Source organism: Candidatus Paracaedibacter symbiosus (genome assembly GCF_000757605.1).
GTDB lineage: Bacteria > Pseudomonadota > Alphaproteobacteria > Paracaedibacterales > Paracaedibacteraceae > Paracaedibacter_A > Paracaedibacter_A symbiosus.
This window is the reverse complement of record NZ_JQAK01000001.1, coordinates 1,254,958-1,268,446: the sequence shown is the minus strand read 5'-3', so window position 1 is coordinate 1,268,446 and position 13,489 is coordinate 1,254,958. Positions and strand designations below refer to the sequence as shown.

Here is a 13,489-nt window from a genome sequence, read left to right as displayed (position 1 = left end):
CTTAGGAGAGTTGGGCTCAGTAATGGGCCCTGCTTATCCGGCGTGATCTGCAAAGTGAGGAAAAATAAGGATCGGCTATTAATAACTTAGATGATTTTTAAGCGCATCTATCAGTTTATTGCGAGGAGATTAAAACTTGCAAATTTAGGTATTTGTGCCATCACCCCCAGGTTTGGGATGGTCTCCATATTCTGCCAAAACCATAGAATCGATCTTGTCTGTTTTAGAGAGAAGACCTTTGGCTTTTGCCAAGTGACTCAGTCGGCAGGTCCATACATGAGATTATGCACGTTCCCATATTACATGGTAATGCATCTCTTTCCCATCACGATGGTGGGGAGGAGATGTTAGTATTAGCTGATTATCTTTATGTTCATATTTTCTTGTTTGCTTAACTTTGATAAAATTTGGAAAGGAGCTAACCTCCACATAATGATTAATCATATCGTTAATAATTTCATATCGACCTAAATATCCTATAAAGTTATCTGCTATCTCTAATCTTTCATCAGTTGGGGCACCAAGAAAATCATTTGTGCTCCATTCAGGTCGATTAGCAGACATAATTGCCACACTCATATAATCATTCAGAGTATAAATAATATAACCTATCGGCTCCTTTCCGAAAGGGTATATAGCTTCCCCATCATTAGATCTTAGTTCAAAATTTAATAGTTTCCAAGTCCCTACCAGTGAAGCTTTATCCATTATACTTACCTTTCTGATAAATAAATTTTTAATTTATCGGCAACTACACCTAATAAAATACGATGAATCCGTATTAATTAATATGGTGCTAACCAATATAATTTTTGAGAAAGGCTTGAAAAGCAAGGAGTAACCAGTCAATTATAAAGAAAGGATTTCAGACATATAGAAGCTGCGCCCCCCTTATTCACCTAACTCAAAAAATACTAAAGCATTTTTCAATTTATCCGTCAAGGCAAGAAACACTAGGGGGTTTAATCCCAACAAGCTTGACCGTCATGCTTGCTTCAATTGCTAACTCTACGACCATCCTTGAGAATAAATCCAAGATGATAGTGCAATAGATCCAACCATTAGCGGTTGGGATGAAGTGATCTTGCAACCATTTATTGGACACTAAGAAGAGAAACTTTTTGTTATGCACAAAAGTTTTTCTCAAACTGGGCTGGCGATAAGTATCCAAGCGTGGAATGTCTTCGGGTTTGGTTATAAAAACCATAAACATACTAGAATATATTCATTTTTGCCTCCTCAAGGTTTTTGTATGATTCAAAATAAACAAGCTCAGTTTTTAAAGTATGGAAAAAGCTTTCAGCAACGGCATTATCGAAAGCATTGGCTACCTTCCCCATACTCAGTTGAATGCCATAGTAATCTGCCAAGTTTTTCAAAGCCTTGCAGGTATATTGAGGGTAAATTACCAGCAACTCATTGCCAGTTTTAATTTTTACCTAAAATATATTTTATCTATAGTCAGTATGGTTGTTGCCTGAAGTAACCCAAATCCTAATGGAGGAAGGATGATAAAAAACAGGAAATATCAAAGCATTCCAACCATGTTAAAAGAAAATGAGTTTAATGAACTTGTCTTGCCTCATTTAATGACAGGAGCCAGAGGACCCCCGTTCAAAAATCCCATTTTATCGGATCTTCAACTATATCTTGAAAATCATGCATACGGGATGCCAGTGGAAAGAGCTGCCTATTGAAAAAAACATTTTTGGGCAACCAGAAATTCATCATACCCGTATTTTCCGCACTTTCCAACGTTGGCAAAAAGATGGATGCTTTAAAAGCATCTTTGTTGGAACAGTTCATAGTTTATTCCAAAACAATTTATTAGACACAAGTATCGTTCATGGAGATGGTTCTACAACCCCGGCTAAAAAAGGGTGATAATTTAGGATATAATGGCCACAAGCATACAAAAGGGGATAAGGTTGTGGCTATTTGCGACCGGAATTGTAATATTGTTTCCCCTAAGATATTTGCTCCCGGTAACCAAAACGAATCACCCCTTATACGAGAGGCCATTAAACCCTTGATAAAGATTGCAAAATTAGTTGGTTTTGACCTTCGTGGTTCTATCATGAGTCTTGATGGGGTGTATGATTGCAGAGCTAACCGTAAAAAGATTTTTAATGTAGGAATGAAGCCTAACATTAACCCGAACAAAAGAAACAGAAAGAAGACTAAGCGCGGACGCAAGCCTATGTTTAGCCCTGAAATCTTAAAAGAGCGCTTCCGTACGACTGAGAGGGTTTTTGCCTGGGAAAACAAATTCAAGCGTCTTTTGCTCCGCTTTGAAAGGATCAGCGCACACCCTTATGGAATAAAATATATTGCTTACTCTATGATTAACCGAAGGCATTTTTGTAGCGGCTAAATTCTTTAGATTTTCAAAAACTCAATTAATATTAAATTTCTTCAATGAGCATGCACCATTATGCCTAAAATCTACTAATTTTTGAGAAAATGACCCGTGCAAACATTTTTTCATCCTCAAAAATAAACTTTGAACTATAAAAATCGTTTACTGAGGATATTGGCATTTAAAACCCGCAACTAGTTGATTATTTTTCTTTTTGATTTCTTGTTTTCGTTTTCAGCGTTGTTAGGAGGAATAAGGGATAAGCAATAAGATGAAATCATTTTAAGAAAGGATCCTGTTTTAGTAGATTAATCCTTATATTATAAGCAGACTCCTTTTTAACTATACAGTCAAAAAGGAGTCTGCAAGTTTAAAAATAACTCAATATTTTCATAACTTACGTTTCAAAAAAACTATTTTTATTTTTTTGTATAGTATTTATTAACTTTTTCGTAAACAGCATCAACCTTTTCTACAAAGTCCGGGTTCGTAATAATCTCTCGATCTCTATTTAATGAGGTTTCTATCTCGCAACCCTCCTGTAGTAATTCAAGCTCATTATTAGATATATCAAGCACCTTTGCTGCACTTTCAGTTGCTTTCCGTTCTAGATTAGAATAGTCTCCGTCTGCGCTTGAAGCCATGATAGCATCATATAAGGCGCACCTAGCAGCAGCACTGATAATTTCAGGAGGGTTACCAACCACCATCAAATTCTCTACATGTTTTTGAATAGCAGACTTTATATTATCCTCAATATTAATCTTAAGCTCACCTGCCTCCACTTTTTTATACATTTCATACAATTCAGCGAGATGCCCATCTATTACACTTAGAGATATCCCCTCCCCTTGTTTGTCGGCACAGAGAAGCTTAAGCTGTCCGTTAATATATACTTCTTCAGCCTTGGTTAATCCATCAGCACCTGCAACACTACAAATTAAAGCAGCATAACTCTTGAGAATATTTTCACTTAATCCACCACTGTAACCATATGTTATTTCCATAGGACCGTCCGCTTTAAGGTCTTCGCCATTCGGCTGTGGAGAGCGCTCCCAAATGAGACCTCTCATGACACCCTTTAACTTCCTTTCTAGAGGGTTCAGATTTTCGTTCAAAAAAACCCCCTTCTCCATAGCACATGCCTGTTTTAGGCTTAAAGCCATTATTCCAATAATCAACACTAGATTATGAGTAAACATCGTTCTTAGGGCCTTCATTAAGGTATTCCTTGTTTTTATGGTTAATACATTTTCTAAGGCTTACCCTCAATTATCGTCTTTTGAACGAAAATGACGGTTTTCTGCGCTTCCTTTTCGCAAATACTTTTGCGTATTCTGCAATACGGTTCTCGAAACCTGCCATTCTTTCCTCAGAATCTATGCAATTGACGATATACCTTAGATTCACAAATTTAATACCTGCTATTAATATTAAATTATATGTTAATTAACATCAAATTATCACGCAAGGAATTGTAATATATTGGATTAATTTTGGTATAATGCTTATGCCCTTGACTCCGGTTCGCATCTGTGGGGAGAGGTTGTAACTTTGAGTGAAACGGGCTAACTCCGGACATAGCTACGCCATCAAGTTAGCGAAATTGTTGAAGGAAGATTGGCAAGCAGATTGACCAAGAATTTGTCCTTTTTGAATCATACGAATATGGAAGTGTAATATAAATCACTTTTTTCAGAGGGCATTTCTAGATACCTCTGGATATCATTTCCTTAGGGAATCCCATGGGTTGGAGGCAATATAAGCTGCAACAGCAAATCCTGAAGAGCCGAAAAATTGATGGCGAGTATCGGTCAAGCCACATTGCGAAAATCCGCTTAACCTCATGGTTTATAAAAGCCGACAAACTGATTGGGATCTCTCAGGGGCGGATTTCCATCAGGACCAAAGGGAAAAACACCTCACCAACAGGCCGTATACATGACTGCAGCCGATCTTTCCTTTTATCAACCAATTCTCCTCTCAAAAAGCATTGACTCAGCCGACAGGTTCATACATGAGGTTATGTACGTTCCCATATTGCACAAAAATATATTTCTTTTCCTTCATTAAGGCAGGAAGGAGATGTTAGTATTAACCGATTATCTTTATGCTCATATTTTCTTGCTTGCTTAACTTTGATAAAGTTTGGAAAAGAACTAACTTCCGGATAATGATTAATCGTATCATTAATAATTTCGTATCGACCTAAATATCCTATATAGTTATCTGCTATCTCTTATATCACTGACCCAAGCCTCGTTCGGTGATTGTACTTTAAAATCCTGGCAGATAAGGTCATCGGCTATATAATGAGGCTTTACAGACATAACCTTGTCCTCCCTCCAAAAAGCATTTACTTGGTGTGAATATTTAGAAACTCATGCCCGCCGCATTTACGGAATCATGTTAGACACCATCTTTGAAGCTGCCCCTATGCTATCCAAAGCAGAAGAATTATTAGCGTGGATGCGTAAACAATCCAACCACACAAATCAGTCCCTAAAACGCCGATTCATTTTACGCTACTGAAAAATTTAGAAGTTCCAAAGACCTTGACCCGCTTCTCTCTGATCTCATCCAAATGGGCTAGATACAAGAAAGACCACAAAATGCGTTTTATGTTGTACCAGAGGTTTCTCTGAATTGACAGACAACTTCCAAGATACGGCCGGCAAAAATGAGTCACCTCCGGCAAAGCCGGAGGTTAAAGTGTGAACCGCTCAAAGCGGTTTAACGTAACCTCAATTGCAATTGCTCAATGCGTTGATCTTTTTCTCCTGATTTTGGATATACTCACGTATCGCTTTTCATCTCTACCAACTGTTGACACAAAGTATCCTCTTACCCAAAAACTCATGCCCCTATAATTTTTTCCCTTGCCTAAATGATCACGTGCAATATGAATAGCGCTCTTACCTTTTATATAACCGATTACCCGACTTATAGAATATTTCGGGGGGATACTGATCAGCATATGCACATGATCTGGCATTAAATGTCCCTCCAAAATCTTACTTTCCCTTTGATAAGCAAGCTCACGCAACATTCTTCCTAGATGCTTTCTTAGATAACCAAATAGGGCTTTACGACGATATTTTGGGATAAATACAGCATGATATTTGCATTCCCACCTTGTATGGTTATTTTTCATAGGTATTCATTGTCTTTCCTTTTTGTTGAACTGAGTGGTTCAACTCAAAAGACTATGAATACCCCCGCATTTGTCAAACTTTGATTGTCCCCCAGCACAGCTGGGGGCTTATCCTACAGAAGTTAATTGTCACTCAATAATAGTCTCTTCTCCCTTGGGAACATAAGGCTACTTATATCCCTACTAGAACCGGAAATTCGCCCTTAAAGACTCCTCAGCCCCTTCTGCTGAATAGAAGTCCTCGCAAAACTTAATAATATCTTTATAAGCTTGAGGTTCAGATAACACTGAGATGTGACTAGAAGAATCTACGTCGGTCATATAAAATTTAGGAAACTGATTTTCCCACTCCCTCCAGTAGTTTGCGTGATCTATGAGATCCAACAGAATTTCATTCTTTGTGATCGCATAATAAGGCTCTAATTCTCCAAAAAATAAGCCACTTTTATTGCGGAAGTAGTAGCAACATACTTCTTGAGGATTTGCCAGAGGCTGTATAGAAAAGTGATTTACTTCATATAAGTGGCAAACTTTCGCCTTTTTCTGAAGTCTTGCTTCCAGTTGATTTGCTGTTTTTTTCAATCCACGCGCTTTTAGCAATTGTTTTAACTGCTTTAAAAATGCCTTATCTTCTAACGTAGCATTTACTTCTTCGCGATGAATAAGAATCTTAACTATTTCCTCAAATTCTTGTTCTTGTGCAAAAGCAGCCATCAATTCATAGTTTGCTGCGTGCAATAACTCACTTTTTGAAGAAAATTTGAGGTGTTTCAGTACCGTAGTATCAGGTGAGTCCACCATCACTATACTAGAAACAGTTTGTCCAAACTCCTGTAATTGACGAGCAACTTCATAGGCTATTATCCCTCCTAAAGAATATCCTCCTAAATCATAAGGCCCTTCAGGTTGTATGGATTGTATAATATGAGCATAATAGGCCGCCATTGTTTGGATTCCACGTAATGGAGATTGTTCTGTATTCCAGCCTTTGGCTTGGATTCCATAAAAAGGGCGCTGACTGCTTTGCGCAAGACTATAATAAGGTTGAACTCCACCTAGCCCAGGATGAAACCAAAATACTGGCTGTCCCTGAGAAACTTGATTGAGATGAATAAGCTCTGGAAACTTAAGAGATGGGATTATCTGCCTTTTTTTATTTGCAACATCGGGCAAGAAATATTTGGATCGTATAATGTTCGGGCTTAAAAGGTCTTCTGTTGGTTCTAACCTTTCAGTTTTTTGTAAAAGATTCTGCGATTTCTTCTGGGTCACTAACATGGATTTTTCAATCATATTATCGTGAGGTGGAGTAGGAGATTTTTTGATATGTTTCTCTTTCTTCGACGAGGATAGTTCACTCACATCAGCTTCAATAACTTTCTTTGTCCCTATGGTTGCTTCGATAAGTTCCTCACGTATTTTTTCTCCATGATGAGACAGAATAAAACGCGATAGATTCGCTATAGTAGCATGATCAAACAATACATTGATTCTAAGGGAAATTTTAAGGAGTGTATTAATCTGATTAATCAGTTCTATACTCATTAAAGAGTCACCACCATATTCTGAAAACGATTTGTTGATGTCAATTTTGCTGCTTGGTAGCTTTAAAGTTTTCTTCATCGCTTCAACGAGATTGGCAGTAATAAACTTAATGATCTCCTCTTGAGATATCTGAGACATTTTTATCTGTGATTCTGCAGATATTTCATACTGAGATAAAGAAAAAGGGGGAGCTGATTGGCTTGTTGATATTGAAGAGTTCGTCCTAAAAGCATGTTCAGCACGTGGAGAAACCTCTTTTAATTTTAATAAATCTTGCGTAATAACTCCATCACTTTCGGCAAGAATAACCCTTTGTTCCACATCCTCTTCAATCTCTGATACTTCATAGGGCATAAGCGCTACATAGAAGCCTAGATTCCCTAGTTCTTCTCTCCATTGCTTTTGGGTTAAGATAGGAGAAAAGGGTATGCGCTTTTGTGCATCTTCAAATAACCACCATCCTTCGGTAAGACCAAAAGTTAACGTTAAAAGATCTGAGCGCTCGTTAATCTCGTTGAGCACCAACAGGCCATTTGCTTTCAGTAATTCCTTGACATTCTTCAGCGTAACATCTATGTGCTTTGTGGCATGCAAAACATTACTGGCAAAAATAAGATCAACGCTATGAGAAGAAAAACTTTGTGTGTGAGGAGAAGCTTCGATATCTAAGCGTTTAAAACTCATCCATGGATATTGCTGCTTCCACTTCTCTTCCCCATGGTGCAAGAATTTAAGAGAAATATCTGTGTAAATATAGTGAACAGAGCCTTTAAATTCCTCCAAAACTTTGAGTACAAAGGTGCTTGTCCCTCCTGTCCCTGCCCCAATCTCTAATATTGTAATCGCTGCTTGAGGGTCATGCTTAAGACGCTCACGAACATAAACTTTCACAGCCTGAGCCGTCTGCTCATTATAATAATCTGCTCGAGATGATCCTTTATAAATTCCCTCCACAAGAGCCATTGACCCTCCAGGAAACATAACCTCCATATGGGATTTCTCACCCCTCAGGATTTCGGGGTAAGCTCTCACGCAGGCCCAAGCTAGGTTAAGGTAGGCTTGCAGCTCAGGGTATTCTTGGCTCAGTACTTTTTTTTCCTGTTCTAATTGTTTTAATGATGAAGGCAGAGCCTTGGTATATTGAGAGGAAAGTGTTATTTTTTCCTCCGCTTCGTAAACCCATCCATTCCGTATAAGGATATCAATCAATGCAGAGAATAATCGCTCATGCTCAGGAATAATTCTTAACTGTTCCCTTAGGTCAGTTCTCGTGTAAGGCTTAGAAACTTCCTCAAAAAAACCCATCTGCTGAAGGGTATACAATAAGAGCTTCTGGCACCAAGGGTTGAGGACTTCGGTATTTTCTCCTTTAACGGAAGAAGGAATTTCGTCTTGGTATAGCACTTCTTTGACACTTTCCAGAAGAGAGGGAGAATCAAAAGAAGCTGAAGCTACTCTCATTTCAGACACAGAGCCAGATCTTACCTCTTCTTTCGTTTGTGGATGTTCAATCCAATAACGCTCTTTTAAGAAAGGATATGTGGGTAGACTAATCCTTTGCTTAGCTTCCCCCTGGTGTAATACCCCCCAATCAATATTATATCCTTTGATATATAAATCCGCTAAACTAAGTAATTTCTTATAGTAAGTACTGGGTTCAGATTTTTTCTCGGGAAGTTCTTCTAATACTCTACCCAGAATCTCTTCAAATATAGGCTCCTGTTCCGTAGAGATTTTATCTTTGGCTATTAAATAATGGTTGGGCGTTTTCCCTTGCTTGATTTCTTCTAAGGCGCCTTGCAACTCTTCTATAGAGGAGACGACAAATGCACAGCGATAGTCAAAATGGTTTCTGCCCATATTTAAGGTATAAGCGATTGCTTCCAGAGGTAAATCTGCATTATCTTTGAGATGGCTATGCAGATCTTCTAGCCGTTGCTTTAAAGAATTAGGATGCTTTGCTGATAAAGCTAAGAGATAATAGGGTTTAGCCTGCTGGGTTGATAAAACATATCCAGGTCCTTCCTCAATTACTACGTGTGCATTGGTTCCACTGAACCCAAAAGAACTTACCGCTCCTCGGCGGGGAGATTCATCAAATGTTGGCCACGGTAAAGGTTCTGTTGGAATCTGGACATTGCATTTACCAAAATCTATGTGGGGGTTTAAGCGCGTAAAATGTAAATGGGGAGGGATTAACTGGTGTTTTAATGCTAATACTACTTTTATCAAGCCAGCTATACCGGCTGCGGCTTCTGTATGACCTATATTGGTTTTGGCAGAACCAAGAAATAATGGGTTTTCAGTTTTTCTTTCCAGGCCATATGTCTCCATTAGAGCTTTTACTTCAATGGGATCACCCAAAGGCGTCCCTGTTCCGTGTGCCTCAATGTACGAAATGGTTGGGGGATCGATATGAGCAGAGGCCAGCGCTGAGTTAATAAGTTCAATTTGTGAGGCTTGATTTGGGGCTGTCAAGCCATTGCTTGCGCCATCTTGGTTAACTGCAGAGCTTCGTATAATACCAAGGATATTATCTCCATCTTGCAGTGCTTGAGAAAGTCTTTTTAAGACAATAAGACCACACCCCTCGCTACGGCCATACCCATTAGCAGAAACGTCAAAAGTCTTACATCGTCCATCAGCAGATAACATCTTCGATTTAGAAAAAGAGATACTTAACTCAGGAGAAAGAATCAAATTTACCCCTCCCGCGAGAGCGAGCTGACTCTCTCCCTGGCGAAGGCTTTGACAAGCTAAATGGACTGCTACTAATGAAGAAGAGCAAGCTGTATTAATCGCAATCGAAGGCCCGCGTAGACCAAGAACATAAGATAGGCGCCCTGCAGCAACTGATGCAGAGTTTCCTGTCCCATAATAAACATCCAAATTTTCGGCGCTTTGGGCCTTATTTATTAATTTTTCGTAATCATGGGAGAAAATTCCTATATAAACACCTGTTTTTGTCCCATGGAGATGCTTTGCATTAATGCCCGCTTGTTCCAAGGCTTCCCAAGTAACTTCTAATAAAATTCTTTGTTGAGGATCCATCAATTCTGCTTCACGAGGAGAAATATTAAAAAAGGCTGGATCAAATTTATCGATGTCTGTTAAATATCCTCCTTCAGAGGGAAACTGGGAACTTGATTGTAATTCTAAGCGGTTAGAAGGAGCTTTAGAAATAGCGTCTTTCCCCTCACTTAGGACTCTCCAATAATCATCAATATTATTAATATTGCCTGGCAACCGACAAGCCATCCCAACGATTGCGATAGGCTCTAAGCCATATTGTGGATTTTCCTTAATTTTCTCGTGCATAACTATACACTTCTTTTGATCATCGATGGAAAGCGAAGGAGATAGAAGATTGCGGAGTTGCGTAACTATTAATGCAGGGGTACCATATTCAAAGAAAAAGGTGGAATCAAGCTTTACCCCAAAGCGCTGATTTATGAGAGTTCTTAATTCAAGCAATCCTAAAGAATCAAACCCCATTTCTCTTAAAGGTTTTGTGGGAGAAAATTGTACTGCATTCCTTTGGGGGAGTACCTCTAGGATACAAGAGAAGATCTCGTTATCAGAAATCTTTTTCTCAACTATACACTTCTTTTGATCATTGATGGAAAGCGAAGGAGATAGAAGATTGCGGAGTTGCGTAGCTATTAAAGCAGGGGTACCATATTCAAAGAAAAAGGTGGAATCAAGCTTTACCCCAAAGCGCTGATTTATGAGAGTTCTTAATTCAAGCAATCCTAAAGAATCAAATCCCATTTCTCTTAAAGGTTTTGTGGGAGAAAATTGTATTGCATTCCTTTGGGGGAGTACCTCTAGGATACAAGAGAAGATCTCGTTATCAGAAATCTTTTTCTCATCTTGATTGCTTTGCTTTTCTATAAATTTGGTTTGATTTAACAAATCTTGGCGTTGAAGATTAGGGTTATACTCAATCAAAATCCCAGCCCCTTGGTTATCTATATCTTCTGGTCTATAAGTTTGTAAAATATTAACAATTTTTGCTCCATGGCTTGTATGAAAACGTAAAATGGGATCTATCCCTTCAGGGCTGTCGATATGCTGCTGGACGTATTCATTTATGGGTATATGAAAATTGCCTTTATAATTTTTACAGCGTGTCACCCCTACTATCTTTTTTATCCCACTCTTAGAAAAAGCTAATTGCAGTACAAATTCTAAAATTTGATCACCAAAGCCTCTATCTTGCATTTCAGGGACAATATTAAATCCGAGTAATTGAAGCGTATCACCTAAAGAATCATGTAAAGTCCCAACCTGATCAAATCTTACTGTACTTAATAAGTGCATATCTGTAATTCGTTGCGTATAAATCACGCCAACTATTTTTTCTTCTTGTTTTATTACAAATTGTCCTTCTGGAAATCGCTCCAAGCGAGAATTTAATTCTTGTTCGGATACGCGAAGATGTTCCGGCCAACATTGAGCTTCTAATTTTACTAAATCTGCTAGGTCTGTTGGTTGGGCATTTGAGAAGGTATAAGGTCTTTTCTCTAAATAATTTAAAGTGATACGTGTATAAGGAAAGACAAGAGGATACTTCTTTGCAAATTCTTTTTTGGGAAACAAACCTGTTTCAGCAGCAGCAAGAAGGAATACATCTGCGTCAATAAGATGTTGCATTGAAAAGGCATGATAGGCATCAAAATGAAAGCTCTCATTTTCATCTAAGTACGAAGAAACGATCTCGGGCGTAAGGGAATGCACTTCTAAAATAACTAAGCCATGCTTTGTCATAATCGATGACCAACGACCAAAATGCTCTACCAAACTTTGCACAGCAATATTAGGCGCTATGGATTTCCCTTCCGCGTTAACATACACACCTTGATACGGAATACGTGAACGATCCTTTGTTTGCTTTTTGCTTGCAGGAGCAAGAAAGGGGCGATCATGATCAAGAAAGGAACGTACATGCAAACAATTCTCAGGATCAGGAAGACCTAATAATTCTAGATCATTCATAAGGCGTTCGGGATCTGAAATATCACCTTGTAAAGTATAATGGGGAATGTGTTGAAGAGTGGTTTCAGTTGCATCGAGAGATTTCTGGTTATAATCTACTCCGATCATGGCAATAGGGTACTGCTGAAGAGCTTTTCCTCGCGCTGTTTTTGTGCAAATAAGCTCGTATATCTTTTTTAGGAAAGTGCCATCTCCGCATCCCATATCTATTACATAACGAGGTTGATTTTCGAAAGGTTCTTGGTTAAAAATTGAAACAATAATATCTTCCACATCAGCAAAATATCTTTCATGCTGAAACCCACTCGAAAGCACATTTAAAGTTCTATCAACATGCAGCTCATGCCCCTCATCATCTCTTTTAAATACTTTTTTAGGGTCACCGTATAAAAGCTCTGAGATATTCCCTAGCATAGGAGCGTAAGAAGCACCAGTAGCCATATTAAAGGCACGCTCAATTAAGAAGCGCCCAAGATTCGTTAAAAAAATCTTGTTGTTCTCTCTCGGCTCAGCCCACCCTTTATTTATAAAGAACATGATTGTAAGTTGTTGTAGCTCTGAAGGTAGCTCCTTCAAAAGGATATGCATAGGCTCTTGAAAGGACAAGTTCTTAGGAAGATAATCTTCTTTTAGGGCTAAAAGGAGCGGGACAACCACAGCGCCATGAAAAAAATCTATCCAAAGAAGCTTATCCTCAAAGGAGGGTTTAGTAAATTCTGTGAGCCATAAAGATAAGATTTCTCTATGTTGCTTATTTTTAAATAATGATAACGCAGGGATTCTATATAAAGATAAAATTTCTTGTGGAATAGATTGAATAAAATGAGATGTTTCTGGGTTTAGAGTTAATGTATAGGTGCCATTATGGTCCTTTTTTATCCAATTTAAGGATTCAAACATACGCAAAGCCACCCTTAAGTGACCATCGTTGGCCTCTAATATATGAGCAAGACTTTCACAAGATAAAGGTCCTTTGTTTTTCAAGAGATCAAATAGACCTCTCTCTCGGCATGATAAAATAACTGGAACAGCAACGTAACCATGGATATAACGATTCATTGTTTCTAACATTAAAGGCTCCTTTACTTATTTAATTTTTCTTTTTTGTTTTAATATTCTTATTCTTTCTGAGAGGCTCTTCATTTTCAAATAAACTTAATAACTTCCTTTATTTCTACTGAACAAAGTGCCTTGGTATCCCTGTAGTTTTGTGCAAGGCTTTGACAACGTTACTAATTACTGCTGTTTCATTTTTGGCTTGACTAAATTGCAGTGAAGGTTCATCTTATAAGGGTGGTGGGGCTTCAAGCGCTGTTGAATCTTTTGGGTAGGTGGTTCAATTTTTTCTAAGCGGTATCCCGTAATAACTTCGTATAGCATACATTATACGAAGTTATACGACCTTCAGAGGGAAACTGGGAACTTGATTGTAA

The 13,489-nt window shown here is 38.3% G+C and carries 11 protein-coding genes and 1 pseudogene; 5 read left to right on the top strand and 7 right to left on the bottom strand.

What is annotated here, in order from left to right:
- Nucleotides 1–282: 282 nt before the first annotated feature.
- The 3 genes from IG80_RS0105815 to IG80_RS17160 form a co-directional block, all read right to left on the bottom strand.
- Nucleotides 283–708: a lipocalin-like domain-containing protein gene (locus IG80_RS0105815; protein ID WP_032112928.1), complete on the bottom strand. Its 426-nt coding sequence runs from the start codon at nucleotides 706–708 to the stop codon at nucleotides 283–285.
- 223 nt (nucleotides 709–931) lie between these two features.
- The gene (locus IG80_RS15625; protein WP_198027202.1) at nucleotides 932–1,207 is read right to left on the bottom strand and encodes a hypothetical protein; all 276 of its coding nucleotides are present in this window, start codon (nucleotides 1,205–1,207) and stop codon (nucleotides 932–934) included.
- Between the two features lie 7 nt (nucleotides 1,208–1,214).
- Entirely contained in the window at nucleotides 1,215–1,340 is a 126-nt protein-coding gene (locus IG80_RS17160; protein WP_478210015.1) for an IS3 family transposase, read from the bottom strand.
- On the opposite strand from IG80_RS17160, the gene IG80_RS16170 reads away from it, so the two are divergent.
- The 4 genes from IG80_RS16170 (at nucleotide 1,287) to IG80_RS15015 (ending at nucleotide 2,374) form a co-directional block, all read left to right on the top strand.
- Complete coding sequence (locus IG80_RS16170) at nucleotides 1,287–1,481, top strand: hypothetical protein (protein WP_232224336.1); 195 nt, start codon at nucleotides 1,287–1,289, stop codon at nucleotides 1,479–1,481. The genes IG80_RS17160 and IG80_RS16170 overlap by 54 nt on opposite strands.
- 63 nt (nucleotides 1,482–1,544) lie before the next feature.
- Complete coding sequence (locus tag IG80_RS15620) at nucleotides 1,545–1,697, top strand: hypothetical protein (protein ID WP_198027296.1); 153 nt, start codon at nucleotides 1,545–1,547, stop codon at nucleotides 1,695–1,697.
- Entirely contained in the window at nucleotides 1,660–1,884 is a 225-nt protein-coding gene (locus IG80_RS16755; protein ID WP_156962055.1) for a transposase, read from the top strand. Before IG80_RS15620 ends, IG80_RS16755 begins: the two co-directional genes overlap by 38 nt.
- Entirely contained in the window at nucleotides 1,847–2,374 is a 528-nt protein-coding gene (locus IG80_RS15015) for a transposase (protein ID WP_198027201.1), read from the top strand. The genes IG80_RS16755 and IG80_RS15015 overlap by 38 nt, the downstream gene beginning before the upstream one ends.
- A 404-nt stretch (nucleotides 2,375–2,778) precedes the next feature.
- On the opposite strand, the gene IG80_RS0105790 is transcribed toward IG80_RS15015, so the two are convergent.
- Entirely contained in the window at nucleotides 2,779–3,579 is an 801-nt protein-coding gene (locus tag IG80_RS0105790) for a tellurite resistance TerB family protein (RefSeq protein ID WP_032112925.1), read from the bottom strand.
- A gap of 525 nt (nucleotides 3,580–4,104) precedes the next feature.
- Between IG80_RS0105790 and IG80_RS0105785 the strand changes: the two genes are divergently transcribed.
- A complete protein-coding gene (locus tag IG80_RS0105785; protein WP_032112924.1) occupies nucleotides 4,105–4,356 on the top strand; it encodes a hypothetical protein in 252 nt (83 codons plus the stop codon).
- Between the two features lie 26 nt (nucleotides 4,357–4,382).
- On the opposite strand, the gene IG80_RS16750 is transcribed toward IG80_RS0105785, so the two are convergent.
- From IG80_RS16750 to IG80_RS13185, 3 genes and pseudogenes are all read right to left on the bottom strand, one after another.
- Nucleotides 4,383–4,580, bottom strand: coding sequence for a lipocalin-like domain-containing protein (locus IG80_RS16750; protein WP_478210014.1), 198 nt, complete (start codon nucleotides 4,578–4,580; stop codon nucleotides 4,383–4,385).
- Nucleotides 4,581–5,092: 512 nt separating this feature from the next.
- Nucleotides 5,093–5,513 (bottom strand): annotated as a pseudogene (tnpA, locus tag IG80_RS12435) (IS200/IS605 family transposase).
- 183 nt (nucleotides 5,514–5,696) lie between these two features.
- Entirely contained in the window at nucleotides 5,697–13,127 is a 7,431-nt protein-coding gene (locus IG80_RS13185; protein WP_052046109.1) for a GNAT family N-acetyltransferase, read from the bottom strand.
- Between the last annotated feature and the right edge of the window lie 362 nt (nucleotides 13,128–13,489).

What these genes read in the sequence shown, in the direction of transcription:
- IG80_RS16170 (WP_232224336.1), top strand. Translation starts at nt 1,287, where the DNA reads ATGGAAAAAGCTTTCAGCAACGGCATTATCGAAAGCATTGGCTACCTT.
- IG80_RS0105815 (WP_032112928.1), bottom strand. Translation starts at nt 708, where the DNA reads ATGGATAAAGCTTCACTGGTAGGGACTTGGAAACTATTAAATTTTGAA.
- IG80_RS15620 (WP_198027296.1), top strand. Translation starts at nt 1,545, where the DNA reads ATGTTAAAAGAAAATGAGTTTAATGAACTTGTCTTGCCTCATTTAATG.
- IG80_RS0105790 (WP_032112925.1), bottom strand. Translation starts at nt 3,579, where the DNA reads ATGAAGGCCCTAAGAACGATGTTTACTCATAATCTAGTGTTGATTATT.
- IG80_RS15015 (WP_198027201.1), top strand. Translation starts at nt 1,847, where the DNA reads ATGGAGATGGTTCTACAACCCCGGCTAAAAAAGGGTGATAATTTAGGA.
- IG80_RS16755 (WP_156962055.1), top strand. Translation starts at nt 1,660, where the DNA reads ATGCATACGGGATGCCAGTGGAAAGAGCTGCCTATTGAAAAAAACATT.
- IG80_RS15625 (WP_198027202.1), bottom strand. Translation starts at nt 1,207, where the DNA reads ATGGTTTTTATAACCAAACCCGAAGACATTCCACGCTTGGATACTTAT.
- IG80_RS13185 (WP_052046109.1), bottom strand. Translation starts at nt 13,127, where the DNA reads ATGTTAGAAACAATGAATCGTTATATCCATGGTTACGTTGCTGTTCCA.
- IG80_RS0105785 (WP_032112924.1), top strand. Translation starts at nt 4,105, where the DNA reads ATGGGTTGGAGGCAATATAAGCTGCAACAGCAAATCCTGAAGAGCCGA.
- IG80_RS17160 (WP_478210015.1), bottom strand. Translation starts at nt 1,340, where the DNA reads ATGGGGAAGGTAGCCAATGCTTTCGATAATGCCGTTGCTGAAAGCTTT.